We start from the raw sequence: 26,301 nt of genomic DNA on the forward strand, positions 1-26,301 counted from the left end.
ACTCTAGAAAGTAAACCCGATATTAAAGTTAATACGGTATAACCATTTGTCACTGTTTGGCGAGGTAGCAGAGGTATATCCTGTTGAGTTGGTTGCCCCACCAATAATGTTAGAGTTTTTACCCCAAGTATAATCTGCCCAAACCATAAATGGTGAAGCAATAAACATCATCCCTGTAGTGTTCATTTGCGAGTCTGACCAATCATCACGTTTTTTATCGAGATAACTATAGTCATTATAAAACTTAATGGCTTTTAGCTTGCCCATATTGGTCACAGGCAACGTATAGGCAAGGTTTAAACTGGCAATCGTACCTTCCGAAGCAATGAAATAAGCAGGTGTAAGTCCATTCGCTCCCATCAAAGTCATATCACTATTTACACCATCCGGGTTTTTAGCATCATATTGATAATGAATGATTGAGCTTTGTAAATTAAAGCGTTTGTAGTTGTTTTCAGTATGCAAACCGACTGCATAATATTTGCCGTCTTTATCGGTAATATCATTATGTAGCTGGGCGATTGCACCCGATACACCGAACTCTTGCTTACCGAAATCAGTTTCTAACTTGCGAACAATGCGGGTATTCACCTGATTGCGTTTTTCATTTTGATAGGCTTTTTGAGATGGAAATGCATTTCCAACCAAGTCATCATAAGTTGCACTCTCTGGTGAATAACGCAGGTTCGTCTCTAGCATTTGCGGGTAATAACCGAGTTTTAAATCCCAGTCTTTGTCGTGATAATTCCAGTTGAACCCCGGTGCAATGTTATTGCCATAACCTAAAAAGAATGGAATGTGATAGGTCCAGCCATTTTGCGGATAAGGATAAATCGTAAAAGGTTTATAGACTAGCCCCGCTTCGATGCTGTTATTGGCATCCAGGTTATAGCCAACATATGCTTTTTCAATGGACGTTTTCTGTTGGTCTTGAACCATATAGCTGGCATTGATATAGGCATCATCAAATTTACCTTTGAGATCAACCCTGAAAATATCAAAATGGAGCTTACCAAAACCACGGTTTGGCCCTTCCCAATCTTCATAGCGTTGATTTAACCGAACCACCCCACCTAACTTTAATGAATCGGTACCATCATCACTTTTCCATTCAAGCAATGAGTCTTTTGCAAATGCATTGACGCTTACCCCCAGCGTAAGCGATGCAATGAATGCCATGATCAATGAAGTCTTTTTCATCTCTACATCCTTGATTGAGTTCCAGCGTCCTGCTGGAACTTTATTTGTTTTACCTGTAAAACTTCGTTTTTATTTTTTTTTAGACAAAAAAATTTATCTAAAAAAAGGATGGCTTAGCAGCTCCCATCGCATATGTACTAAACCATCCAAACTGGTTAATACAGTTTCTTTTGCGGTGGACCCGCGAAGTTTAATGGCCCAATCGAGTTCATATCGAGCTCAATCACGGTTGGCCCTTCAAAAGCGACAGCCTCTTGAATAACCGTTTTAAACTCATCTGCATTACCGACTTTCCAGCTTTTCACACCCATTGATTCGCCAAGGAGTTTGTAGTCTGGTGTATGCAATTCATTGAAATACTGACGACCACCAAAGTAGTTATTTTGAATGCCACGCATTACACCATAACCACCGTCATTCATAATCATTAAGACCATGTTGGTGTTTTCTTGCACCATAGTTGCAATTTCACCAATACCCAGCATTAAGCCGCCATCGCCGACTAAACCAATTACTTTTTTATCAGGGTTAGCAACTGAAGCACCGATTGCTGTTGCAAGGCCTAAACCAATTGCACCCGCGAGTGAGTGGATGTTTTGGTTTGGTGCTTGTACAGGGAATAAACGACTGCCCCATGTACTACCCGACATGGTGATGTCACGTACAAAAATGCCATCTTGAGGTAAAGCTGCACGTAAGTGATCACAAATTAAAGCATATTGGTCGATTTGCTTACGCAGCGCATCAATTGCAGCCTGTTTAGCCGCTACTACAGCAGCATCGTAATCAGCATCAACTTTTGAAGTCCCCTGAAGCTGTTCCAACACACGTGTTAAGACATCTTTGGCATCGCCACAAATGAAGTTGCGGATTTTGTAATTACGTTGCTGAGCCACTGGGTTGGCATCTACCTGAATAATGTTTTCAGGGAACTCAACCGAATAAGTTTTTGTTTCATTACTACGTAAACGAGAACCCACTACAACCATCAAGTCGGCATCTTTTAATAACTGCTCAACACCTGCAGAGTTATGAAAAGCACCTAAACTACGTGGATGATCATCTGCCAACACCCCACGACCATGTGTAGATGACACAACAGGAATACCTAAATCTGCAATTGCTTTAACTTCGGCAACGCTATTTAAAGTTCCACCGCCAATCCAGAAAATTGGACGTTTTGCTTTTTTGATTTCACTGACAAGATGGTCAATTTCAGCTTGCTCTGCCTGTGGTAACTCAAGTGCTTTGACTGGCCCTAAGTTAAGTGGCAAATCAATTTCGGCTGCTTGTACATCAATTGGTAGCTCAACACTTACTGGCCCCATTGGAACTGTAGTTGCAACACGGATGGCTTCACGTATTACACCAACAGCATTGTCTGGGCTGGTAATACGGAACGCCGCTTTGCTTGATGCGCGCAAGAATGTAAGTTGGTCTTTAGTTTCATGGATGAAACTTGCATCACGGTCGAGATATTCACGCTCAACTTGACCTGTTAAATGCAATACAGGGCTACCCGCATTCATTGCTTCAATCAGTGAACCTACCGCATTACCTGCACCAGCACCCGTACTGGTTAACGCTACACCTAGGCCTTTAAAGCGTGAGTGTGCATCTGCCATAGTAACCGCACCCGCTTCACCACGAGCTGCGACAAAGCGCATTTTTTCACGGCGCCCTACTGCATCGGCAATAGGTAAATTGTGGATGGAAATAACACCATAAATACTATCAACTTGGTGCGCTTCTAAAACTCTTACGATTGCTTCGCCTACATTTACACGTTCAGTCATGTCTATTCCTCAAAATTTGTTTTCAGTCCTTGAATTTATTAATCGCACCAAGGGTTAGGCTGTTCATTCAGCCCCATATAAATACTCTTTTGTTGCATGTACGATAAAATGCCCAAACGGCCTTTTTCGCGTCCGATTCCACTGTCTTTAAAGCCACCAAACGGCGCACTAATCGAGAATTTTTTGTAGGTATTAATCCATACCGTTCCCACTTCTAAGGCACGTGCAATACGCCAAGCTTTGCGATAGCTTTCAGTCCAGATACCTGCAGCAAGGCCAAAACAACTGTCATTGGCTTGGGCAATTAAATCTTGCTCGTTGTCATATTTCATAACGACTAAAACAGGGCCAAAAATTTCTTCCTGACAGGTTTGAGCACTGTTATTTAAGCCCGTGATAATGGTGGGTAAGTAATAGCTTCCTTTGGCATAGTCACCAGTCGTAAGTGCCTCACCACCAATCAGAACCTGACCACCTTCGCTTTTAGCAAGTTGCACATAGCGATCAACTGACTGCAAATGTTTGTCATTGACCAATGGACCTAAATGCACACCAGCTTGTTCTGGATGGCCTACACGTAAGCCTTTGGTTATTTCAACCAAACGCGTTAAAAACTGATCGTAAAGACTGCTATGAATAAACAAGCGAGAACCTGCGATACACGCTTGGCCTGCCGAGCTAAAAATACCGTACGCGACACCTTTAGCTGCCAGTTCGACATCTGCATCTGGCAAAACGATGGTTGGTGACTTACCACCTAACTCAAGCGAAGTGGTAATGAGTTTGTCAGCGGCAATGTGTGCCAAATGACGACCTGTGGTTGTTCCACCTGTAAAAGAAATTTTACGAACCAATGGGTGCTGAACAATAGCATCACCAATCACAGAACCACGCCCCACTAACACACTGAGTAAGCCTTTTGGTAAACCAGCCTCTTCAAAAATTTTGGCAAGCTCTAAAGCAATCAGTGAAGTTGCTTCTGCTGGTTTTAACACCACGGCATTTCCTGCTGCCAAAGCTGGAGCAAGCTTTTGAACTTCACTCGCAATTGGAGAGTTCCAAGGGGTAATGGCTGCCACAACACCTACAGGTTCATGCACGCTCATGGTCATAAAGTCTGGAGCACGTTGAGTGGTGAGCTCATCGTTCAACGTTTCACATGCCGCAGCAACATAACGTGCAGTTGCCGCCGCGCTCATCACTAAGCCACGAGTTTCGGTTAAAGGCTTACCATTATCACGTGTTTGTAATTTGGCTAATTCATCTACACGCGCTTCAATAATGTCTGCAACTTTATAGAGAATACGTGCACGCTCATGCGGCAAACTGTTTCTCCAACTCGGTTCACGCCAAGCCTGATCTGCTTTTTCAATTGCTTCATTTACCTCTTCAAGCGTTGCTGTTGAAAGCTCAGCGTTTACCGACTGATCTGCCGGAAACAGGCTTTGAATGACTGCACCACTGCCTAATCGCCATTCACCTGCAATATAAATTTCCTTTGCCATGATCAAATCCTTCTTAAATCTGTATTGCTTCTACACTGTTGCGACAAGCACGAATCACGCTAAGCGCAGCCAAAGTTGATGTTTTTGGGTTACTTGGTAACGGCACGCCCACCAGTTCAATAGTCATTTGCCCAAAGCCACCTTCTGCCACAATAGTGTGTTTGTTTTTGTTGATGGTTGGATCAACAGTTAACTCAACCATGGTTTCATCCATACCAAGTCCTGCAAGTGCAATGGTTGCTGCAACGTTGGCATTAGCTGGAAATTTCATGGCAGCTTCACGCGCAGTTCCTGTGAAAAAGACTGTAGCTTCAGCAACATGGTCTAGATCGACCAATTGCTCTGCATAACTACCCTTCCAGCTTTTTGGACTTTTACAGCCTTTGTAAGTGACTTTTTGCAAACCACCTTCTTTGGCTGCAGAAATACCGTCAATACCTGCGATAGCCCCTGCCAGTAAATGCAGATGGGCATCATTTTTTTCGGCAGTTTGTTTAAGCTGAATTAAAAACTCGTTATCAGCCAAAGTACCCACCGAAATCAGACCAATGGTCCAGCCTTTCGCTAAAACTTTTTGAGCATGCTCTTTTACTGCTGCTTGACCTGCCACCTCAATGACATAGTCTGGGGTACCATCACATTGCTCAATATCTGAAATCACTTGAATGTCAGAAGAGACTTGTGACTGCACTTTTTCAATGCTGCGAGATGGCACGACAATCCATTTGAGTTGCAGATCTTGAGGCAAGTGGGCATACACTTCTGCTGCCATTGCGCCAAAACCAATCATCATCAACTTTTTCATGACAGCACCTAATATTTATAAATGTTTGTTAAAACCACCTGAGACATCTATTGCCGAACCTGTGGTGTAAGATGCCAATGGTGATGCCAAGAAAACTAAAGCACGTGCAGGCTCTTCTGGACGGCCTAAACGCTGCATAGGAATGCCACGATTTTTTGCGATATTGCCTGTCCATTCTTCCCATGACAGATTTAAATCTGAACGGGTTTCATAACGGCGTTTCCACTGCGCAGATTCGACCATTCCGAGTAAAATTGAATTCACGCGAACACCATATTGAGTAAACTCATGCGCCAACGAATGGGTTAAATTCAACAGTGCAGCGCGTGCAGATGAAGTCGCAATCATGTGCGGTTCCGGTTGCAATGCCAGTAACGAGTTCACATTGGTAATTGAGGCATTTGCCGACTGTTTTAAGTCGTCAAGAAAAGCCCGTACCGGATGTAAAACACTGAAATATTTCAGCTCAATTTCTTTCATCCAGTCTTCATCTTGTGTATTTTCAAAATTTGAAACACGGCCTTGTCCAGCATTGTTAATCAGCATATCCACATTGCCCAAATTGAGTTTGACCTCTTTGGCAAATTGCTGAACTTCTTCTTTTTTCAATACATTGCATGCTTTGGTAAAAATATTGGCATGTGGAAATTTTTCTAAAATATAGTGCTTTGAAGCATTTAAACGCTCTTCATCGCGACCACACCAAGCAACTTTTGCACCCTCTGCAACCAGTATTTCAACAGCAGCCAGCCCAATCCCAGATGAGCCACCGGTAACAACTGCAACTTTTCCTTCAACTTGGAAGCTCATAATCCTTAATCTCTCTTACGATTGTTCCTGAATCGTCAACATAATTTGGTTAAATGCTTGCGGTTGGTCGACATAACTTAAATGTCCTGCATCTTCTATGACGAAGCGCTGTTCCAACTGCAATTCCTGAGCAAGCTCTTGTATACCTAACGCAGGAGTGATTTGATCTTGCTGCCCTGCAATGACTGTGCATGGGACTTTTAAATGGGTTAAGTAATTACGTATTTCGTCATATGCCAGTAAGTACGATGCATGGGTGAAACCTTTTAGGGTCAGCTGCTGCATCACCTCTGAAACTAAAGCTAAGGCTTGTGGCTCTTGTTTATAAATCAAATGAGGTCCACGGCTTTCAGCCATTCCTTTAGCGCCTAGTTCTTTCAACATTTTTGGTCTTTTTTCAAAAACCTGAATTTGTGTTTGTTCATCGTGGCGTTGATAGCCTTGTGCCAAGTTAGCAACAACTAAATGTTCCACTCGCTCTGGGTAAAGTGCAGCAAATGCACTGGCCTGTAAGGCACCTAATGAGTGTCCGACCACAATTGCTTTTTCAATTTTTAAAACATCTAACAATGCTGCCAAACGCTTTGCGTAGTCAGTAGCATTGGGCTGATCAGTTAAAAGTTCATCTGATTTGCCATAGCCCGGTGCATCCCAGGCAATGACATGAAAATGATGAGACAGCACTTCAAGTTGGTTTACCCATGAAGCAGAACCTGAACTAATGCCATGCAACAGCACAAGGTACTCACCCTGACCGGCTTCCCGATAGGCTTGCTGCTGGCCTTGAACAGTAACGGTTTTCACCGGAAATTCTGCTAACTTTTCAATGAGTGTCATCATTTTCAATTCGTTCCTTTCATTCACTTCATCAAACAATTAACGTTTGATTTGAGACAATGGATGCTCTGGTGGATAGTTCGGAATGGTTGGTTTACCTGTTCCTAACATCACACACATCAAGGCATCTTCTTGACCTGGGTTAAACAGACCACGGTAGATTCCCGGTGGAATTGAAATCAGATCACGCTCTTTTAAACGGGTTTCAAATTTTTCGCCGTTGTGCTCAATGAACAAATCAATTTCGCCGCGGAGCATAAAGAAAACTTCTTCAACATCGTGATGAATGTGTAAAGGGCCTTCACACTGTGGTGGTAGAACCATGGTTGAAAACGTGAAGTTTTCTGCTGGAACGGTGTTACCATCATTTGCAACACCTGTTGCACCCGTACCCATGTAACGCATTTGTGCACGGCGATATTTCGGGTCGTAATCTGCTTGGAACTTCAAAGCATCGAAGTCATATTTACGTGTCTCAAAGCGAGCAATACGTGTGTTTAACCAATCTTCTAAAGAAGCACCCTCTGGTTGTGCCCACGATTCGAATTGTTGTGTAGTCATTTTTTAAACTCCTATACAGTGAATTAATAACGTTTTAAAAGAGGAACCAAGAACAACGACCCAATGACAGCGACAGCAGCCAAGAAGGTAATTCCTAAATTAAAACTGTGTGTTTGCATCACGATGTAACCGATAAGAACAGGCGCAATTGCACTTGCAAAATTACCTAAACCATTAAATATTCCACCCGCAGTCGCCCCTACATTTGAGGTCGTGACTCTTGCAAGCAGAGCAAATACAGCTGCTACTCCAAAACCCCATGCCATAGCACTTAAAGACATGGCAGCAATAATCAATAATGGTTGGGTCATAATGACCATCACATACATGAAGATGCCCGCGAGTAATAAACCGCTAAATACTTGAATTGCGCGGCGGCCTAACTTGTCAGATAAAAACGCACCGATAATTTCGCCAATTAACATGGCAATGAATGGAAAGCTTGAATACATCCCAAACTCTTTGAGATTGAATCCTTTGTCTTGCATTAAGTAAGAAGGAACCCAGCTGTTTAAGCCCCACAAATACGTCATCAACGCAATGTTAAAGAGACAAACCAACCAGAATGCGCTGTTGCTGAGCAGCAATTTAGTATTAGTAATGTGACCTTTGAAATTAGTGCGTTTACTCTCGCCCTCAATTTCGACAGTTTTCTTGAGCTGCAAGTTACGCAGACCAAAAACAATGCTAAAAATCGCAATCAGGGTTAGCGCAGCCATCACAAAAAAAGTGGTGTGCCAGTCGTGGTGAGCTAAAACATTTGCAGTGATCGGGAACCCAAGAAATGCACCTATCGGTGTTCCAAGTAAGAACATGGTAGAAGCACGTGCCTGCTGACGGTCCGTATAAGTCTGCTTAACAATGGTGTATGCCAAGGCAAATAACGGGCCTTCTGCTAAACCAAGCAGTACACGTAAAACCAACATGCCTGAATAACTGGTGGTGAACCCCATACAGAACATGAGTACGCCCCACGACGTTACGCTCCAGAACAGCATTTTCTTTGGGTTAAAGATGTCACCCAAAAAGCTTAGAAAGACTGATGAAAAACCATAAGCAAGTAAAAAACTTGTCATGAGCCATCCGAGCTTGGCCTTATCTTCAGCAATTCCCATTGCACTTTGAAAATGAGGATCTGAAAATAAAACCGCAATACTAATCTTGTCGAAAAACGCCAGTACCACACACACCATAAGGACAAAAGCAGGTACCCAATGCTTCAATCCACTTTTTTCTTCATTACTCATGTGTCATTCCTTCGATTTGGTAATGAGAACCAGATTTAATGTTTACGGTTTTAACTTCATGACATTAAATTCAGCATCTGCTAATAGTTTTGGATCTAAAACGGTGTTGGCTTGCATCCAACGTTTTGCCAGTTTGACCAGTTTAGAATCATTAATGGCAATCATGTTGAGCAAACGATTTTCATGGTCCAGATATAAATAGCTCACCTGATCTTCACCGCCTTGGCGAATGACTACTTCCTTCGTTTTTTCAGGTTGATACGTACCTAAAATCTGGATATTAAAGTGATATTGATCTGACCAAAGCCATGGAATATCGCTATATTCAGTTTCAATGCCGAGCATCGACTTTGCTGCTGCAATTGCCTGATTTTGTGCATTTGCCCAAGACTGAATGCAATAACCCAAGCCCGGATGAATCGCGACATCACCTGCGGCATAAATGTTTTGATCCGAGGTTTGCCCAAAACAATTCACCACAATGCCATCTTTCACATCGAGACCAGCATGTACACCTAACTCTTTGGCAATTTCAGCGCCTGCACCTACTACAACACAGTCAAACAACTGACTATTTTGAGGATGGTTCACCACTTCAACTTTTTGATTAGGTGCTTCAACCAAATGAAGGCTCTTACTATCTAAGTGAATTTTTGTGCCTTGGGTTTCATGTATATTTTTTAAAAATGCAGAGACTTCAGGACTCACACTTCTTGCACATAAACGGTCGCCATATTCAAAAATATGAACATCTTTACCTTGCTTACGTGCAGTTGCAGCAATTTCTAAACCAATCCAGCCACCGCCAATCACAGCGACATTTTTTGCATTCTTTAAAATTTCAGCCAAACGTTCACAGTCATGCACATTGCGTAAAGTCACAACATTTGGAATGAACTGCCATGTATTGACGGGTACACGTGCACGGCTTCCTGTTGCAATCAACAATTTGTCATACGGCAAAATCTGACCACTTTCTAAATGAACCTGTTTTTGCTCACGATCGACTTTTGTCGCAATTTCCGGTTTATGCCATTGAACGTTGAACTCTTGAACCTGTTCAGGAGAGAACAGATTCAAACTTTCATAAGTTGCTTCTTTTGAAAGTACTTGCTTAGACAGTGGCGGACGCTCATAAAACACTTGATCTTCATTTGAAACCACGTGAATTTCACCCACATACCCATTTTGACGCAAGGTACTTACTGCCCAACCCGCTGCCTGTCCGGCACCTACAATTACGATCTTTTCCATAGCCATCTTCCTTGTAAAGCAATACCTGTTAAACAGGCTTCACCTGACGGCGGGTTGTGTCATCAAGACCACCCTCAATCGCCCATTCAGTGAAAAGCTCTAGACGATGTTCTTCTACACGTGGTTGCCATTCTTCTGTCAAATAATCATCGTTGGTGTAGTATTCAAATGCACCACCTAATGGTGAGTTGACGTACCAGAAATAAGCAGAAGAAATTGGATGACGTCCTGGTCCAATAAAGGTTGACCACTCCGAACGATTCATATTTAAACCGCCCCCAATCACTTCATGGATATCACGAACGACAAATGCAACGTGATTTAAGCCAGCAGGTTTATTTGGAACACTGAGCAAGAATAAATCATGGTGATAACCTTCACCGCGGCAACGTAAGAATGCACCGCGATTTTTGTAAGCATCAGATAAATGAAAGCCTACTTTTTCAATATAGAAGTTTTCAGTTGTTGCCAAATCCGGTGTGAAGAACACCACATGTCCAATCGCAACAGGTTGACCTTTTTCATAAACAGGACTTGCTGCATTCACACGTTGAATGTTGCCGTATTGGTTAATACCTTCCGTTTTAAGTTCAGGTACTTCTTTAACAAAACTTTGTTCAAAACGAATGGTCATGCCATTTGGGTCAATACACTCAACTGTATTTTCAGTACGTTTAAAACCTTCTACATCGGCCAAACGAGCTGCCAAGTCTTCAAGGTCTTGAGCACTATCAACGCCCCACGTAACTTCACGTAAAGTTGAACCTTGTTCAATAGCAGTCGGCAAACGCTCATCATCACAATTAAATAGATAAATCTTGCTACCATTTTGGGTTTGGTAAAGATCAGTACCTTCAATATCCGAAGTACTTTGGCTTAAACCAAAATCTGCCAAAAACTTGTTTGAAGCGGCTCTATCTTCAACTCCAAACTTTAAAATCTCGATCCCTGTAATCATTTGACTACTCCTTAGTTAAAGACAAAACCGCCATTGACCGGAATATTTTGACCTGTCACAAAAGAGGACAAATCCGACAGTAGATACAATGCTGTTCCATTTAAATCTTGTGGAAGTTGCTGACGTTGAATCGCTCTTCCGTTGACATATAAATCATGACGTTCTTGAGGCACATACTCGGTTGCTTCAACCAGAGTAAGGCCCGGTGACAATGTATTGACACAAATATTAGATTGTCCCAACTCTCTTGCCATTGAACGCGTCATGGCAACAATTGCACCTTTACTTGCAACATAAGCCATTAGATTCGGTGCGCCCCAAAGTGCTGTATCGGAAGCAACATTAATGATCTTGCCTGCAGCCGATTGCTTTAAATGGGGAACGCATGCCTTACTAATCAGCCATGTGCCTTTCACATTAATATTCATGACCCGATCCCAAAGTTCAGGATCGTAATCAATCATATTTTTTCCACCGACATTGGTCGCCAGTGCCGCACAGTTCACAAGGCCATCTAGTCCTTGTAATACTTCCACGCTTTTTGCAACCGCATTTTCAATAGAGTCTGCATTGGCAAGGTCAACGGTGACAGCATGAACGTTTAGTCCTTGTTGTTGTAACGCTTGTGCTTCTTGTTGCACCAATTCAGACAAAATATCTGCCATCACAACTTCAGCACCTGCCTCGGCAATCGCTTGAGCGAAATCTCTACCTAAACCACGCGCAGCACCAGTCACTAAAACTTTTTTGCCTTGCAACAACGCTACATTAGCCATGAGCTTCTTCCTGCATCTCGATACGGTTTGATGCATTTAGTGCAGCAATTTTCTTTAATTGCTTCTCAGCTTCTTTTTTCATTAAACGGCGTAAACGAGCAAGACCAACATCGTGTTGATAGAGGAATTCTTTTTCACGCGCATTTGGCGCAAGATTTTCTAAAATAATTCGGTCTTGTTCCAATACATCCCAATGCAACTGTTCTAAATGATTGCGATATAGGAAGCGCCATACATTACGTTGCCAACCACTCACCTTACGGCAGCGCCAGAAAAATACGCGAGTATTGTTGGCATCAATTGGCGTTGCATAACCCACAATCCAAAATTCACCACCTGGGCCAAATTGTTTGCGGTATGGAATTGAAAGACGTAACCAGCTTGCACCTGTTGAACCATATTCAACCCAGTCAAAGTTCACACCTGTTTGACCTTCTTTTTCAAAAACAAAGCCATTATCGGTCGTGCGGTGCTTCATCTCTGCAGTACGTTCACCATCTGCCATCGAGTGCGATGTCGCGTGTAAATAGGTCCCATGCATTGGGTCCATCACATTATCAATCGCGTATTGATGGTTTACTTTCCAGTCTGCTTGGCAAAGGAACGCACTCCATTCTTCACTCGCAAGTTGCTCTGGGAACTCAAGCGGTGCTGGTTGTTCATTTGCATCAATACCAAACCAGATAAAGATTGCGCCATGTTGCTCAATGACAGGATAGTTCTTTAAACATTTAGTGCCGGTCATTGGACATTCATGAACCGCTGGCACATCAGCAACTACACCATCAGCACGAACTTCAACACCGTGATACCAGCAAGCAACTCGGTCACCCAAGTTCCAACCTAGGGAAAGACGAGCACCGCGGTGTGGACAGCGATCTTCAAGTGCATGAACCTGACCTTCGGCATCACGCCAAACCACGATATTTTCGCCTAAACGGGTAATACCGACTGGATTAGCAGCGACTTCCCAACTTGCCAAAACCGGATGCCATTGGTCACGTAAACCAAGTTCTAAATATTCTTCAGCGCTTTGTGAAGTTGATACGATTGCGTTCATTTTATTCTTCCCTGAATCAATAACCTAAACGTTGCATTTCTTCTGTAAAGCTTGCAGAAGTCCATTCATCACCAGATTCACAGCGGAAACCCTGTTGATTAAGTGCAGAAACAACGTCATCTAACTCTGTTGCGCCCGCAGAAAATGCCTGAATCAAGTTTTTTACAAAATCCTGTTCATAGAGAGTTGGCTCTTTATAACGTGTCTGCCAAACCAACAATTCAGATTGACCTGGAATTTGAATATTGTTGATACCTGCTTCGGTTGCCGGCGTTGCATGAATCCAGCTTGCCAACTTTTCATTAAATGTCTTCATTGTTCTGCTTCCTTGTACATGTGAGGACTAGAGTTGAATTTGAATATCCTGTCCTTCAACACGAACTGGGTACGTACATAGGTTTCTACACCCTGGCCCACTTTTTAGCTCACCTGTTTGAATGTCAAAAATTGCTTCGTGCAATGGACATTCAACAGTCTGATCTTCGATAAATCCTTCGGTTAATAAGGCATACGCATGAGGGCAAACATTTTCGATAGCAAAGTAATTTTCATCGACGAAAAATACGCCTATTTTTTTCCCTTCAATTTCGATGGCTTTCGGCTCATCTTCGCTAACGTCACCCTGCTGACAAACTGAGATCCAACTCATACCTTGCGTCCTCATTTTGTTTTATATACAAAACATAATTTGATTTTCAAAACACAAGCTAAGCATAATCCCCTTGATCATTTTTTGTCAAAGTAAAAATAAATATAAAATTCATTAGTTTACTAATTTTTAAATATTTTGTTACGTTTCAAGAAGGAAACAAAGTTTTAAATATAAAAATTGTTTTATGCATTTTTAACAATTACAATAGTTATAAAATAAAGCAGCATGCCCCAAATTGAATCATGTTTTATTTATAGGAAAATGACACGAATGAGCATAGCAATTGAAGAAGATTCGCACGAATCGGAAACAACAAAAAATGATGACCGATATTTAGTTCCCGGACTTGTACGGGGTTTAGCTATCTTGCAAGCATTTAATCAACAAGCGCAAGAAATGACCATTACAGAAATTGCTGAAATTTTAGAAGTGAACCGTTCTAGTGCATTTCGCCTGATTTATACACTCGAATCTTGTGGCTATTTAAGAAAAGCATCTCAAAAAACTTATGCACTCGATTCCAAAGTCATGGAACTTGGTTTTAACAGTTTATCTAAACTTTCATTACTCGATTTATCGACACCTTTAATGAAAGAACTACGTGACCAAACCAAACTCGCTGTACATCTTTCTATTTTAGAAGGTACTCATATTGTCTTTGTAAATAATATCCAGTCTATGGGAACCTTCACGAGCAACATTAGTTTAGGAACTCGCTGGCCTGCCCATGCAACCGTCATTGGTCAAATGCTTTTATCTGATTTACCTGAAACTGAAGTACGTCAGCGTTACCGCAATTTTAGCGATTGGGACAGCTTCTCTGAACTGACGCCAACCAATTTAAAAGCTTTATTGCAAAGGCTTTCATACGTAAAAACTCAAAAAACCATGGTGAGCTGGGGTCATTACAATCACGATATGGCAGCCTGCGCGGCGCCTATTTTTAAACAGTCAAACGGTAAAATGGTCGCTGTTATCTCTGTAAGTTGTCCAATTACCACTTACGATGAAAGAACATTTAAAGAAGATATCGCAAACCTAGTTGTTGAAACAGCGAATAAAATTTCCAAATTTATTTATTAAAAAAAAGCGACGTTAAGTCGCTTTTTTTAGATTTTATTTTATAAATCAAAAGTTACTTTTTAAAACGTTCCCATTCATATCCTTAAAGATAATTGTCGAATTATTTTCTTTAATATCAAATCTTAAATACTGTTGTTTAAACTGAATAACTGCATAAAACTCTTCAGCACCATCATCTAAACCTGTCGCAGAGACCTGAGTACCTTGTGGAAAACCGTTGAGCCACGCAGCGTTATAAAAATCAGATACAGAATTAAATTCACAATATTCTTTTGGCTTGACCATTATTTTTTCAGCCATTTGATCAAACTGTTGTTGTTTATAAACCTCTAAGCTCAACAACATGATCGCTCTCCAAATTAAAGCTGGTTAGAGGCTAAAAGCTGTTTCTTTTTAACCTTTTCCCATTGATACCAACCATAAGCTGCCATCAATACAAATGCTGCATACAAAGCGGCTGTTAAAAATAAATCTTTATAAATGAACATCCCGACATAAATAATGTCGACAAATACCCAAAGTATCCAAGTCGCAATATGTTTTCGGCTGGTCCAATACGTTGCGAGCAAACTAAATGCGGCAAGCTGTGAGTCGAGCATAGGCACCGCTGCATCGGTAAAGTTTTTAAGTATCAAACCAAAAAGTAAACCACCTACCGCGGCAATGATCATTTGAAAAATTGCAACTTTAGGAGCTATTGGCTCTATACGAATATCGTGATCTTGCTGCTTTCCTTTAAGCCAGTAGTAAAAGCCATAAAAATTTACCACCATAAAAAAGAACTGCAAAATCGTTTCGCCATATAGCTTAAATTCGTAAAACAAATACGCATATAAAACAAAGGCAAAGAAATTAAACAGCCAACACCACATATTACGGATTACCGTTAATCCGACTCCAATCAGGCTAATCAAGACCGCAAAGATTTCTAGAGGTGACATAAAACAGCTGCTTATTGAGATCAATTTGACGAGGTATTATGAGAAAAATATAAAGCTAAGCAAACTGCTAATTTAAATAAATGATGGAAATTAAAGTTGTCTGAGGTTTTACTCTTTTCTAATGCTATCGATTTATCTCAATACACAGACAAAACAAATACTGATCAAGTTACTAACAATTTCTATTTGCTAGTTTTTAAACGATTGTTTAAAACATGATTAAAGACGAATAAAGAGCATGACAATATGTCAAATCAAGAAGGAAAAGTCAGCCGTGAAACTCGCGGGCATATTTTTTTAATTGGTCTAGATCGGGCAGCAAAACGTAATGCTTTTGATAGTCACATGATCAAAGACTTATCACTAGCACTCACTGAATATGAAAATAATGATGCCCTGCGCTGCGCGGTTATTTTTGCTCATGGCGATCATTTTACAGCTGGTTTAGACCTAGTTGAGTTACAACCTAAACTCGCTACAGGTGTTTTTGATTTTAGTGAAAATGAGATTAACCCTTGGGGCACAATCGGCCAAAAGCTCAGTAAACCTTTGATAGTAGCGGTACAAGGTTATTGTTATACCGCTGGTATAGAACTATTTCTTAACGCAGATATTACGATTGCGAGTAAAAACACACAATTTGCTCAAATGGAAGTCCAACGTGGCATCTTACCTTTTGGCGGAGCAACCGCCCGTTTTACTCAAGCCGCAGGCTGGGCCAAAGCCATGCGTTATTTACTCACTGGTGACTCTTTCGATGCAAAAGCAGCATTTGACATGAACCTGATTACCGAAATATGCCCAGAAGGCTCTCAGCTCAACCGTGCAATAGAACTTGCTGAACATGTTTCGCAAGCTGCTCCTCTTGCTGTAAAAGCGACTCTCGCCTCTGCTCGCGAAGCTATTAACGAAGGTTATGAGGTTGCCTTTAAGCAATTGCAAAACCATCTTCAACCATTGCTCACCACAGAAGATGTTCAAGAAGGTGTATTTGCCATGTTGCAAAAAAGACCTCCTGTTTTCAAAGGTAAATAATACCTGCACAAGCACTGCACTCTACAGTTTAAAACTTATAGATATACTGAAATTAGTGTAAAAAAAAGCCCACATGATGCGGGCTTTTTTTTCATTAATATGCTTTATTCAACTCTAATGATTTTACCTAATTCATCATGGTGAACGACTGTAATTTTCTGACTACGTCCCTGCTCAATTTCATGTTCAGGTAAATCAAAATAGCGCGCATAATCATCTGTCTGTTTTGCTTTAAGCGCATTACCGCCAACACGATGCTCAGGCAGCACATGACTCCACAACAATAAGCAAATTGCACAAGCAATTAACGCAGTAATGCCATGTTCAATGCCCAAACCAAAGGCACTAAACAAACGGTGAACTAAATGTGTTTTTTGGAGTTCAGCCAATACCCAGATCAGTACAAATGGACGCCACAGCAACAACCAAACCGCCCACATCATGGCCGTGCTTGTTGTAGAAGCATAGCGTTTATGCCATGGTAATTGACGGCGTAAATCAATAATCAACGAATTTGTCTTCATTTCTCTATTTACCTAACGAAGTGCTGCGGTTTTCCCCAGACATCAATACAGCACGATCTTTAAAATCTCATGACTCTTGCATTTCATCCACGAATGCCCCGATCCGGGCTCACCCAACGCGCACGTTTCTCATCTCCACGTTTTAAAACTTTTGGAAATGCCACAATAGTTGCCGAGATGGTGATTAGCCAAAAGACCAATGGATACCAGATCATCCAGAAATAGTTTTTTCCTAGATGTGGTTCATAACGACTATCCATCCATTTGCTTAAAGCAAACTGAATGAGACAAGTTGCCCCCAATAAAATACCGCTACCATACGGTAAAAATGGAGAGCTCACAACGGCTAAAGCAGGGACAGGTAAAATAAAATGTACCAACCATAATAAAGCCATCGCGAGCATTAAATATGACCAAACTAAGGTTAAGCAAAGCTCAAACATTAATGGCCATAAAAAATTTAGTTTTGGCTTAGTGAACACATCAATATTTTTAATTAATACCTGTGCCCCGCCCATAGCCCAACGTAAACGTTGTTTCCACAAACCGTTTAAAGTTTCAGGCATTAAAATCCAGACCAAGGCATTTGGCTCAAAACGAATGTCCCAGCCTGCACGCTGCAATTTCCACGTAATATCGATATCTTCAGTCAACATATTTGGTGACCAATAATCCACTTGATGAACAGCGCTCTTACGAAAAGCGGTAATCACACCAGATACGGTAAATAAGCGTCCAAAGGTACGTTGTGCACGTTTAATCATGCCGACAATCGAAGAAAACTCACCGACCTGAATACGCCCTAATAAAGTTGAGCGAGTACGGATACGTGGGTTACCCGTCACAGCTGCAACTGTTGGATTTTCCTGAAAATGACGAATCATCCACTTTGCTGCATGAGGATCAAGTAAAGCATCACCATCAATACCAATTAAAAACTCGGCATCGGTCATTAAGCTTCCGGCTTGCAGCCCCATCGCTTTACCTTGGTTTTGAGCCAAATGAACAACACGTAGTTTTTCATGTTGTGCTGCTAAACGGTCGAGTACCTCACCAGTATTGTCCGAGCTACCATCATTAATCGCAATCACTTCAAAATGAGGATAGTCCAGTTTTAATGCATGGCTAATGGTTTCTTCTGCATTATCCCCTTCATTAAAACAAGGAATTAATACAGCGACTTTTGGATAACTCTCTAATGGAGCAGGTTGATCGTAAGGCGGAGCCTGACGTTCTTTCCAATAGAAAATGATCGCGCCAATCATCCATAAATACGACATGAATAATGGATAATAGAAAACGAATTTTAAGGCATGCGACCATATTGCAGCAAAGATTGTCATGTTTTAGCCTCAACTACGGCACAAGACGAGATGATTTTTCAGCAAATGCTTTATGCATAGTGTCCACATCCGGATGATCTTTAATTGGGTCATCTGGGTAATATCCGACATGCATTACACCTTGCTGATAAAGAGAATGAATTGTTGCAGCCATTTCAGTTGAAGGTACCTTTTCGTTTTTACGCCAGTCAGTTGCCTGTAATTCAAAAACGGTTTTCTTAATGCCATTTGGATATTGTTTCACGCGATCAACCATATCTTTATAGAACTGATCGGCATTATCTACCTGTTCCATATAAGGCATTGCCATAATAGCCGTAAAGTCATAACGTTTTAATGACTCTTCAAGCGATTGTGAATACCAGTTTTCTGCGTATGGTTTTAAAGCAACTTGCGCGTATAAGTTACGTGCGGTGAGCAAGAACGGTTCATATTGTCGCACGTCATCAACGAGTTGCATTGCAAAATCATCTAGATATTTTGTCTTATATGCAGTCCATTTTTGCAAATCTTGATCGTTATCACGGATTTTTGCCAAATCTGTTGGCAAGCCTTGTTTTGCATAGGCTTTTAATGCTTCTGGGCTTGCATCTTCATAGTCAGATAAGGTGACATCATCATGGAATAAAATTCCGTTAAATGAAGATGACTTAGCCAAATCTTGATAAATCTCACGAATAGTTTGGCGTGCGTCTGCTGAGAACGGACTTAAACGGATATACCCCATGTTGAGGTGTTCACCAGATTTTGCCTGTTCTGTCACAACTAAGTCTTTAGAAACTGGATCAGTTTTTGGTAGTTCCCATGCCAATAAAGGCATCCACGCATAAATACGACTCACAGGCGTACGCGTTTGAATTTGCCATGCAACACGGTTAAACAAGTCAGCACGCATTGGAATGTGACGGTTCGGGAAATACACCATATCAGCAGAGCCATTCGCATCTGGATCTGAAAATGCTTGTAAATAGACAGTATTTACACCCATCGCATTAATTCGGTCTAACAAATGACCTAAATTACGTTCTTGCTGTTTCGGATCCGGGTCATAAATATAGTCCAGATCGACATGCATAATTTTTTGCGGACGGTTGTTATCCGTTAAATTCAATTCACGATTTTTAATTTCTTGAGCCAAATCATCAGTCGTCATATCGCCTTCTACCAAAATACGGCTCATATTTTGTAGAGATTGTTTTGCGTGATCAGCCCCATCATCCAGTGTAATAGTCACTGGCATACCCAATTTTTTCGCAATTTGGACAGTTTGCATATTATAGCGACCATATGGCCACACCATAATACGTGGTGAACGTAAGCCATGCGCTTTGAGTAGCTCGTTATTTTTCTTTAAATCATTATAGATACGTGATTGATATTGTTCATCGTTCTCATAGGTTTGAGTTTTAACATCATAAAAACGAGTTGTTGCAGCAGGTTCAGAGTTACCTTGCGGGTTGCCTGTAATACCGCGGTGTAAATGATAGCTATGGCTTGCAATTTCTACAAAACCACTATCTTGCATCTCTTTCAGCTCACCCCAGCTTAAGATTTTGTCACGTGGGATTTCTTCCCCTGAAAAATCAACTTTCTGCCCTGCTTTTGGTTCTAACCATGAACCTACAACAGCAAGAACAACCGGAATTTTTTTAGCTTTAATGACTGGATAAGCATTTTGATAGAAAGATTGATAACCATCATCTACAGTTAATAAAACTGGTTTTGTAGGCAGTTGAGCCTTACCCTGATGAGCACGGATCAACTGATCAACCGTAATAAAATGGAATCCGTTTTTTTGTAGCCAGTCAACGTGCTGTGTAAATTGTTGAGTGGTCACTGCATATTGAGGAATTAAGGCATTTTTAGTATCGGTAATTTCATGATAACCAATCACCGTAAGTGTTGAAGCGTCCAGTTTAGGTGGTTTAGCTAATGCCATGCCTGACAAACCTGCCAAGGCCAAGCCAAGTGATATGTTCAACAAAGGAGATGCAAAGCGGATAGTCATGAAATAGCGTCTCAATATCAATATAGATTATTTATGTGAAATTTGATGTTAAGCCACAAACTTTTTGAAATTTGGTCTTAATATCACACTGCCTGCAAATGAACAGTTTTTCAGTCAGCATTTATAATCAAATAATCTGAAAATAATCTTAAATATTCAAAAAGCTAAAATATAAATTAATAATGTATTTATATTTAAAGCTCATATAAACAAGAAAGCCCCCTAAAGGGCTTTAAATTTTCACTAGTCACGAGTTTTGACATCAAATAATTCAATTTCAAAAATTAAATTAGAATTAGCAGGAATAATCTTTCCCATTTTACGCTCGCCATAAGCTAAATGAGCAGGTACGATGAGTTTACGCTTGCCGCCAACTTTCATTCCCATAATGCCTTGGTCCCAGCCTTTAATTACACGACCTGTGCCAATTACGCATTCAAAATAATTACCGCGGTCAATTGAAGAATCGAATTTTGTGCCATCTTCTAACCAACCTGTATAGTGAGTCGTGATTAAAGCGCCTTTAACAGCCTCTTTACCCTCGCCTACTTTTAAATCGATAATTTCTAATTCATTTGACATGGTTTACCCTTTAATCTGAATCTTTAAAATCGCAGTTGGTACATTAGTGTACCAACTGAATCTGTAGAATTTGTTGCGCTTTTCTGTGTTACTGTAACTGTGTCCACACAACATTTGCTTGACCCTTTTCACCTAAAAGCGTCCACTCGTTGTCCATGACATTTAATTGAAGCTGCATCGTACGTTCACACAGTTGCTCTAGCTCTACTGTACTTTGAGGGGCAATTTGCCAAACCTGAACGTTACTTAACGTTTTAATTTTACTGTTTCGTTTCCACCAGTCTTCGACTTGTGTGCCATAAACAACAATCACCACTGTTTTACAACGTGCACTGGCTTTTTTGACTTTATCTTCAGATGGCAAACCAACTTCAATCCATGTTTCTAACTGACCCGTTAAATCTTTTTGCCATAACGCGGGCTCGTCAGTTTCAAAAAGGTCTTTAGTAAACTCAAGCTCATCACTTGCGAAACGAGCAAAGGCCATCAAACGAACCATTAAGCGTTCTAAAGTTTCCGAAGGATGCAAGGCAAGCGTCAGTTGATAATCACCATAAATATGGTCATCCATATTGGCAATATTCAAGTCTGCCTTATAAATTGTTGCTTTAAGCGCCATGATTAATATGTCCCAAAATTTGGCGCTAAGGATACTCGATTTTGGATAAGAAATTATAAAAAAACTGAACAATCCAAAGCATAGTCATGTGAAATTTGCATATTCTTCCAAAACGCTCCCCTCAAGTTATAGTTGGCCGGCTTTTTGCTTTAGAGAGATATATTTTCCTCTTGCTAAAATTGATGACTTATGTGGCTAAAGCTCAAGCGTAGTTTATTTTTACAGGTTCTTTGTGCTCTATTCCTTGGAGTTGCAGTTGGAATCGGTTTCCATGATTTCTCCCTATCTCTCAAGCCATTAGGTGATGGTTTTATTTCTTTAATTAAGATGCTTATTGCACCAATTGTGTTTTGTGTTGTTGTACTGGGAATCTATGGTGCAAATGACATAAAAAAAATGGGCAAAGTCGGTGCAAAAACCATTCTTTATTTTGAAGTGGTTACTACTATTGCCTTAATTTTAGGCATTATTGTGGCCTATGTATTTAAACCGGGCGTCGGTATGAATATCGATATTAGCCATTTAGATGCAAAAGATTTAAGTACCTATACCGAACGTGCCCACGAGATGCATACAGGTTCGGAATTTCTACTCAATATTATTCCAAAAACCTTCACTGCTGCTTTTGCAAACGGCGATATTTTACAGGTTTTATTGATCGCTATTTTATTTGGTGTTTCCCTACTTTTAATTCCTAAACATTTAGCAGAGCTGGTACGTCAAGCACTTGAAGCTTTTTCAGAAGTCTTCTTTAAAATTATGGGGCTCATTATTCGTTTAGCTCCAATTGGTGTATTCGGTTCAGTGGCTTATACGACTGCCAAATTTGGTTTAGATTCACTCTTACAATTGGGTTATTTAGTCTTACTGTTTTATGCAACCTGCATTTTATTTGTCGTTATTGTTTTAGGTTCGATTTTAAAACTTGCTGGTCTCAACATTTTCAAATTTGTGGGCTATTTTAAAGATGAACTCGCTATTGTTTTAGGTACAGCTTCTTCTGACTCTGTTCTTCCACAAATTATGAAAAAACTCAAAAACTTGGGAATCAAAGATTCAACTGTCGGTTTGGTTATTCCAACTGGTTATTCATTTAATCTAGACGGGTTTTCAATTTACTTAACTTTAGGGGTGATCTTTATTGCGCAAGCCTGCAATATTGATTTGTCTATGCATGACTTACTAGCTATTTTGCTAGTTTCGCTCATTACATCTAAAGGCGCTCACGGTATTCCCGGCTCGGCTTTAGTTATTCTTGCAGCCACACTTTCAGTGATACCCAGCCTCCCTGCAATTGGCTTAGTACTTCTCCTTTCAGTCGACTGGTTTATTGGAATTATTCGTGCCTGTACCAACTTAATCGGTAACTGTGTCGCGACCGTAGTGATTGCTCATTGGGAAAAAGATATTGATCATGCTCAAGCTAAAGCTGTGTTAGATACAAAACCTTAAATCCATTATGAGAACATTAAATCATCTTTGGTTTAATGTTCTCTATTCTTCAAGCTGACAGGCAAGTAATGCTGTTTCAAAAGCTAACCAATCATGGTTATGTTCGCTAATGATTTCAATACGGTTATCAATGCCCTGTTCACCAGACTTATAATTAAACTGATCAGGATTAAAGTTAAAAACTTTCCACCCTTGATCTGTGTTAAAAATTCCCTTAATTCGAAGCCAGTCTTGCTGTGCACATAATAAATCTAGCAAAGCATAAAACTCGAATTTCCAGCGTTTAGGCAACTTCCAACCTGCCACAATATAACCTTGTGCCGACTCGACATAATGATAAGGTAATTGATTAATTTCCTTTGCAACTTCGGTTTCAGTCATTTGCTTTTGAAGTTTAAGTAAAGGTTGTATAGAACGCTCAGTTAAACGAGCAGCTCTATCAATTTTATTTAACGCTAACTGACCATGTTCAATTTTAATCCACTCTTGGTGATAAGGCTGGTATTCGTCTTTTAATAACTCAAGCGCTTGATCATCTTCAAAAGTCATCACATCTGTATGTGATACCACCACAATTTGGGCAGCTTTTAACTGATCTTCATAAAGGTTTTGTTTAACCCAATTGGTATCGTGCAAACGACTGCCATCTACCACCGTAATCAGTGCTCGCATAGCTAAACTACTTTGCCAATGAGGTTCAGTCAGTTGGTCAAATAACTGAGAAGGATGTCCAAGTCCAGTCGGCTCAATAAAGAGTCGATCTGGCTTTTGTTCACTCAATAGACGGGCTAAAGCAATATGCATCGGCAATTGACTGCTACAACATAAACAACCACCCAATAGCTCTTTGACTGCATATCCTTCATCTTGAGGTAAGAGTTGTTGGTCTACTCCAATTTGCCCAAATTCATTCATTAATACAGCCCAAACCTCATCTTTAGGCTTTTGGCTTAATAAATGCTGTAATAATGTGGTTTTTCCTGCCCCTAAAAAACCAGAAATAATATGGGTGGGAACAGTTTTTGGGGCTATCAGTTTCACAAGCGGCTCAAATCAACAAGGTATAAAAAACTAAGAAAGGTATATCACTGTTTAAATCCCATGAAAATGATTTTTCACTTTGAAGATATACTTTTCAATTATCAGGCTAAAGCTCTCAATTTGTGACAGGCATCTCATCAATTATCTAAATTAACTTTTAACCTCTACAATTCAAACGAAATATCCTATTCAAACATATTCACAATTCATGCCAGAGTGTTAGGTTTACGTAACAGAGTTGGCTTTTTTTTACTCGATAAGAAATATTTTTTCACATTTTAAGGTGTATTTAAGTCCCTTTATTTTACAGATTGCTCACATAAATGACCCGTATATTTCATATTGTTAAGATAGCCGTAATAGATTGTTAAGTTAATTGATGTAATACCAACCTCGGCTTAGCATGTGTCCTAGCTTAGTCATTCAGCCATACAGGTTTCAGGTATGTATGAACGATTAGGTTTAATTTATTTTTAAATGAAATTTAAGGATGCCATAAAATGAAATTAGCTAAAACTTTACTCGCTACTACACTTGCTTTAACTGCTGCTTCAACTTTTGCTGCTTCTAAGCACGACCAAGCACATAACGCTGCTGGTGAAGAAAAAGTTGTTGTTTCAACTCAAGAACAAGCAAACACTGCAAATGCTGCATCTGATGCTGTAGGTTCTGCTTCTGAAGCTGCTCCTGCAACTCGTTAATTCTCTCAGCATTCTCCTCCAAGCTCAGAGATAATTTTACTGAAATGAAAAATGGACGCTGAATTTTGGTAAAGAAGAAAAAGGATCGAACCATGCTGCGGTTCGATCCTTTTTTAATTCAATCTTTTTTAAGAAGTTTTCTTATACATGCTACAAGATGGGTTGTGATTTTCTTGAAGACGTAAAACCTTACGATGCTCAGCAGCTTCAAAGCGGCAACGCTTCCATTCTGTATTTAGATTTAATTGAGGTACTTCACATGGCTTGCCCTGTTCATCAACAGCAACCATCGTGAAATAACAGCTATTGGTATGGCGCACTGTCCGCTTCTGGATATTTTGTGCTTCAACACGGATACCGACTTCCATTGAAGTACGACCTACATGGTTCACACTTGCCAAGAAGGTTACCAACTCACCTACATAAATAGGTTCTTTAAAATTTACTTTATCTACAGATAAAGTCACCACGTAGCCACCCGAATAACGACTTGCGCAAGCATAAGCGACTTGGTCTAGTAGTTTTAGAATCGTACCACCATGAACATTACCTGAAAAATTTGCCATATCAGGCGTCATCAAAACTGACATCGTCAATTCAGACTGATCATCAGTTGCTGTGGTCATTTCATCTAATGTAGGCATAGCTCAACTCTGTCTTAAAACAAGCTCAGTCAACATTATGGTTGATAATTCACAAAAAAAACATGCTTAAATCCATAACATAGCATCGTATTTTTTAATATCTTTGATTGTTTTTAAAAATTTAATTTTTTAAGGCACTATTTTTAAAGTTATTTTTTAAAGCTGTTTTATTTATCTTAGAATTTTTTAGAAGATGCTATGCCATTTTATTCCATGTTCAATGGCATAGCAGGTTCTTATGAGTGACTTGCTAAACTTTATTAATGACGCCTGTTACACCATTAATAATCATATCAATGGCGATCGTACCAATTAATAAAGCAGATAAACGCCCGACAATATCAAAATAACGGTCAATATGTTTGGCATGTTTATAGCGTAAATGATCATGTGAAAATTTCATCAAAATCAAAATACTGCAAGTTAAAAACAAGGTGAAGGCAATTACTAGCGCTGCCTCACCAATTGACATTTCAATTCCTGTGACTACCGCAGCGCTAATAGTCCCTGGCCCGATCATAAACGGCATGGCAATGGTGCCAGCCAGATGTTCTGGAGCACCACGCATTTCTCCAATGGTGTCGGCACCCTGAAACACATAGCGGTAGCCAATCACCAAAAAGATAAGGCCTCCAAAAATCTGAAAGGCTTCAAAACGTACATTCAGATATTTACTAAAAATTGTTTCGCCGCCCCATGCAAATAGCATGAACACGACAAAAGCAATCAAACTTCCCTGAATCAGTGCTTTATTAAACACCTTGGCTTCTGAATGGCGGATCAGGCCAATCATATAAATGCTCATTAAAAATGGATTGAGCAACGAGAAAAATAAAGCAAAAGAATGTAGATAAGGAGAAGCCATGC

The 26,301-nt window shown here is 40.3% G+C and carries 28 protein-coding genes; 4 read left to right on the top strand and 24 right to left on the bottom strand.

The window, feature by feature from the left end; all coding sequences use genetic code 11:
• Positions 1-3: 3 nt before the first annotated feature.
• From ACYU0V_RS13730 to ACYU0V_RS13795, 14 genes are all read right to left on the bottom strand, one after another.
• Positions 4-1,200, bottom strand: a complete 1,197-nt coding sequence (locus tag ACYU0V_RS13730; RefSeq protein ID WP_461847894.1) for a hypothetical protein — start codon at positions 1,198-1,200, stop codon at positions 4-6.
• Between the two features lie 155 nt (positions 1,201-1,355).
• The gene (locus ACYU0V_RS13735) at positions 1,356-2,996 is read right to left on the bottom strand and encodes a thiamine pyrophosphate-binding protein (protein ID WP_461847896.1); all 1,641 of its coding nucleotides are present in this window, start codon (positions 2,994-2,996) and stop codon (positions 1,356-1,358) included.
• Positions 2,997-3,034: 38 nt separating this feature from the next.
• Complete coding sequence (locus ACYU0V_RS13740) at positions 3,035-4,501, bottom strand: aldehyde dehydrogenase (RefSeq protein WP_461847898.1); 1,467 nt, start codon at positions 4,499-4,501, stop codon at positions 3,035-3,037.
• 13 nt (positions 4,502-4,514) lie between these two features.
• Positions 4,515-5,306, bottom strand: a complete 792-nt coding sequence (locus ACYU0V_RS13745) for an aspartate dehydrogenase (RefSeq protein ID WP_057077353.1) — start codon at positions 5,304-5,306, stop codon at positions 4,515-4,517.
• A gap of 15 nt (positions 5,307-5,321) precedes the next feature.
• Positions 5,322-6,116: an SDR family oxidoreductase gene (locus ACYU0V_RS13750; RefSeq protein ID WP_000009973.1), complete on the bottom strand. Its 795-nt coding sequence runs from the start codon at positions 6,114-6,116 to the stop codon at positions 5,322-5,324.
• A 15-nt stretch (positions 6,117-6,131) separates the two neighbouring features.
• Positions 6,132-6,956, bottom strand: a complete 825-nt coding sequence (locus ACYU0V_RS13755; RefSeq protein ID WP_005803013.1) for an alpha/beta fold hydrolase — start codon at positions 6,954-6,956, stop codon at positions 6,132-6,134.
• Between the two features lie 36 nt (positions 6,957-6,992).
• Entirely contained in the window at positions 6,993-7,514 is a 522-nt protein-coding gene (locus ACYU0V_RS13760; RefSeq protein ID WP_002117566.1) for a cupin domain-containing protein, read from the bottom strand.
• A gap of 23 nt (positions 7,515-7,537) precedes the next feature.
• The gene (locus ACYU0V_RS13765; RefSeq protein ID WP_461847907.1) at positions 7,538-8,761 is read right to left on the bottom strand and encodes an MFS transporter; all 1,224 of its coding nucleotides are present in this window, start codon (positions 8,759-8,761) and stop codon (positions 7,538-7,540) included.
• Between the two features lie 42 nt (positions 8,762-8,803).
• Complete coding sequence (locus ACYU0V_RS13770; RefSeq protein WP_046813284.1) at positions 8,804-10,015, bottom strand: NAD(P)/FAD-dependent oxidoreductase; 1,212 nt, start codon at positions 10,013-10,015, stop codon at positions 8,804-8,806.
• 28 nt (positions 10,016-10,043) lie between these two features.
• Positions 10,044-10,973, bottom strand: a complete 930-nt coding sequence (locus tag ACYU0V_RS13775; RefSeq protein WP_069037295.1) for a VOC family protein — start codon at positions 10,971-10,973, stop codon at positions 10,044-10,046.
• A gap of 11 nt (positions 10,974-10,984) precedes the next feature.
• The gene (locus tag ACYU0V_RS13780) at positions 10,985-11,749 is read right to left on the bottom strand and encodes an SDR family oxidoreductase (RefSeq protein WP_151283376.1); all 765 of its coding nucleotides are present in this window, start codon (positions 11,747-11,749) and stop codon (positions 10,985-10,987) included.
• A complete protein-coding gene (locus ACYU0V_RS13785) occupies positions 11,742-12,809 on the bottom strand; it encodes an aromatic ring-hydroxylating oxygenase subunit alpha (RefSeq protein ID WP_005070727.1) in 1,068 nt (355 codons plus the stop codon). Before ACYU0V_RS13785 ends, ACYU0V_RS13780 begins: the two co-directional genes overlap by 8 nt.
• A gap of 16 nt (positions 12,810-12,825) precedes the next feature.
• Positions 12,826-13,125, bottom strand: coding sequence for a recombinase-like helix-turn-helix domain-containing protein (locus ACYU0V_RS13790; RefSeq protein WP_005070730.1), 300 nt, complete (start codon positions 13,123-13,125; stop codon positions 12,826-12,828).
• A 27-nt stretch (positions 13,126-13,152) separates the two neighbouring features.
• Positions 13,153-13,458, bottom strand: coding sequence for a non-heme iron oxygenase ferredoxin subunit (locus tag ACYU0V_RS13795; protein WP_002117586.1), 306 nt, complete (start codon positions 13,456-13,458; stop codon positions 13,153-13,155).
• A gap of 273 nt (positions 13,459-13,731) precedes the next feature.
• On the opposite strand from ACYU0V_RS13795, the gene ACYU0V_RS13800 reads away from it, so the two are divergent.
• The gene (locus ACYU0V_RS13800) at positions 13,732-14,544 is read left to right on the top strand and encodes an IclR family transcriptional regulator (RefSeq protein ID WP_005803024.1); all 813 of its coding nucleotides are present in this window, start codon (positions 13,732-13,734) and stop codon (positions 14,542-14,544) included.
• A gap of 45 nt (positions 14,545-14,589) precedes the next feature.
• Here the strand turns inward: ACYU0V_RS13800 and ACYU0V_RS13805 are convergent, their stop codons facing one another.
• Positions 14,590-14,889: a hypothetical protein gene (locus ACYU0V_RS13805; RefSeq protein WP_057068459.1), complete on the bottom strand. Its 300-nt coding sequence runs from the start codon at positions 14,887-14,889 to the stop codon at positions 14,590-14,592.
• Between the two features lie 14 nt (positions 14,890-14,903).
• Positions 14,904-15,485 carry a nicotinamide riboside transporter PnuC gene (gene pnuC / locus ACYU0V_RS13810; protein WP_005075405.1) on the bottom strand — a complete coding sequence of 194 codons (582 nt, stop codon included), beginning with the start codon at positions 15,483-15,485 and terminating at the stop codon, positions 14,904-14,906.
• A 246-nt stretch (positions 15,486-15,731) separates the two neighbouring features.
• Between pnuC and ACYU0V_RS13815 the strand changes: the two genes are divergently transcribed.
• On the top strand, positions 15,732-16,520 hold the full coding sequence (locus ACYU0V_RS13815; RefSeq protein WP_202744669.1) for a crotonase/enoyl-CoA hydratase family protein: 789 nt from the start codon (positions 15,732-15,734) through the stop codon (positions 16,518-16,520).
• A gap of 104 nt (positions 16,521-16,624) precedes the next feature.
• On the opposite strand, the gene pgaD is transcribed toward ACYU0V_RS13815, so the two are convergent.
• The 5 genes from pgaD to ACYU0V_RS13840 all read right to left on the bottom strand — a co-directional run bounded on the left by pgaD (position 16,625) and on the right by ACYU0V_RS13840 (position 21,596).
• A complete protein-coding gene (gene pgaD / locus ACYU0V_RS13820) occupies positions 16,625-17,044 on the bottom strand; it encodes a poly-beta-1,6-N-acetyl-D-glucosamine biosynthesis protein PgaD (protein ID WP_044100554.1) in 420 nt (139 codons plus the stop codon).
• Between the two features lie 83 nt (positions 17,045-17,127).
• The gene (pgaC, locus tag ACYU0V_RS13825; protein ID WP_002117710.1) at positions 17,128-18,387 is read right to left on the bottom strand and encodes a poly-beta-1,6-N-acetyl-D-glucosamine synthase; all 1,260 of its coding nucleotides are present in this window, start codon (positions 18,385-18,387) and stop codon (positions 17,128-17,130) included.
• 13 nt (positions 18,388-18,400) lie between these two features.
• A complete protein-coding gene (pgaB, locus tag ACYU0V_RS13830; RefSeq protein WP_199992707.1) occupies positions 18,401-20,395 on the bottom strand; it encodes a poly-beta-1,6-N-acetyl-D-glucosamine N-deacetylase PgaB in 1,995 nt (664 codons plus the stop codon).
• A gap of 243 nt (positions 20,396-20,638) precedes the next feature.
• Positions 20,639-20,977 carry an FKBP-type peptidyl-prolyl cis-trans isomerase gene (locus ACYU0V_RS13835; RefSeq protein WP_002117532.1) on the bottom strand — a complete coding sequence of 113 codons (339 nt, stop codon included), beginning with the start codon at positions 20,975-20,977 and terminating at the stop codon, positions 20,639-20,641.
• Between the two features lie 88 nt (positions 20,978-21,065).
• The gene (locus ACYU0V_RS13840) at positions 21,066-21,596 is read right to left on the bottom strand and encodes a YaeQ family protein (protein WP_086354995.1); all 531 of its coding nucleotides are present in this window, start codon (positions 21,594-21,596) and stop codon (positions 21,066-21,068) included.
• A 189-nt stretch (positions 21,597-21,785) separates the two neighbouring features.
• Between ACYU0V_RS13840 and dctA the strand changes: the two genes are divergently transcribed.
• Positions 21,786-23,048 (top strand): C4-dicarboxylate transporter DctA, encoded by a 1,263-nt coding sequence (gene dctA / locus ACYU0V_RS13845; protein WP_033848541.1) that lies wholly within the window; start codon positions 21,786-21,788, stop codon positions 23,046-23,048.
• Between the two features lie 42 nt (positions 23,049-23,090).
• On the opposite strand, the gene ACYU0V_RS13850 is transcribed toward dctA, so the two are convergent.
• A complete protein-coding gene (locus ACYU0V_RS13850; protein ID WP_199992709.1) occupies positions 23,091-24,089 on the bottom strand; it encodes a CobW family GTP-binding protein in 999 nt (332 codons plus the stop codon).
• 500 nt (positions 24,090-24,589) lie between these two features.
• Here ACYU0V_RS13850 and ACYU0V_RS13855 point away from each other — a divergent pair, with 500 nt between their 5' ends.
• Positions 24,590-24,790 (top strand): hypothetical protein, encoded by a 201-nt coding sequence (locus ACYU0V_RS13855; protein ID WP_032005829.1) that lies wholly within the window; start codon positions 24,590-24,592, stop codon positions 24,788-24,790.
• A 128-nt stretch (positions 24,791-24,918) separates the two neighbouring features.
• On the opposite strand, the gene ACYU0V_RS13860 is transcribed toward ACYU0V_RS13855, so the two are convergent.
• Together ACYU0V_RS13860 and ACYU0V_RS13865 are read right to left on the bottom strand one after the other, a co-directional pair.
• Positions 24,919-25,434, bottom strand: a complete 516-nt coding sequence (locus tag ACYU0V_RS13860; RefSeq protein ID WP_005070756.1) for an acyl-CoA thioesterase — start codon at positions 25,432-25,434, stop codon at positions 24,919-24,921.
• Positions 25,435-25,684: 250 nt separating this feature from the next.
• On the bottom strand, positions 25,685-26,299 hold the full coding sequence (locus ACYU0V_RS13865) for a MarC family protein (RefSeq protein ID WP_002117499.1): 615 nt from the start codon (positions 26,297-26,299) through the stop codon (positions 25,685-25,687).
• Between the last annotated feature and the right edge of the window lie 2 nt (positions 26,300-26,301).

The sequence above is a fragment of the Acinetobacter sp. X9 genome (assembly GCF_054889255.1).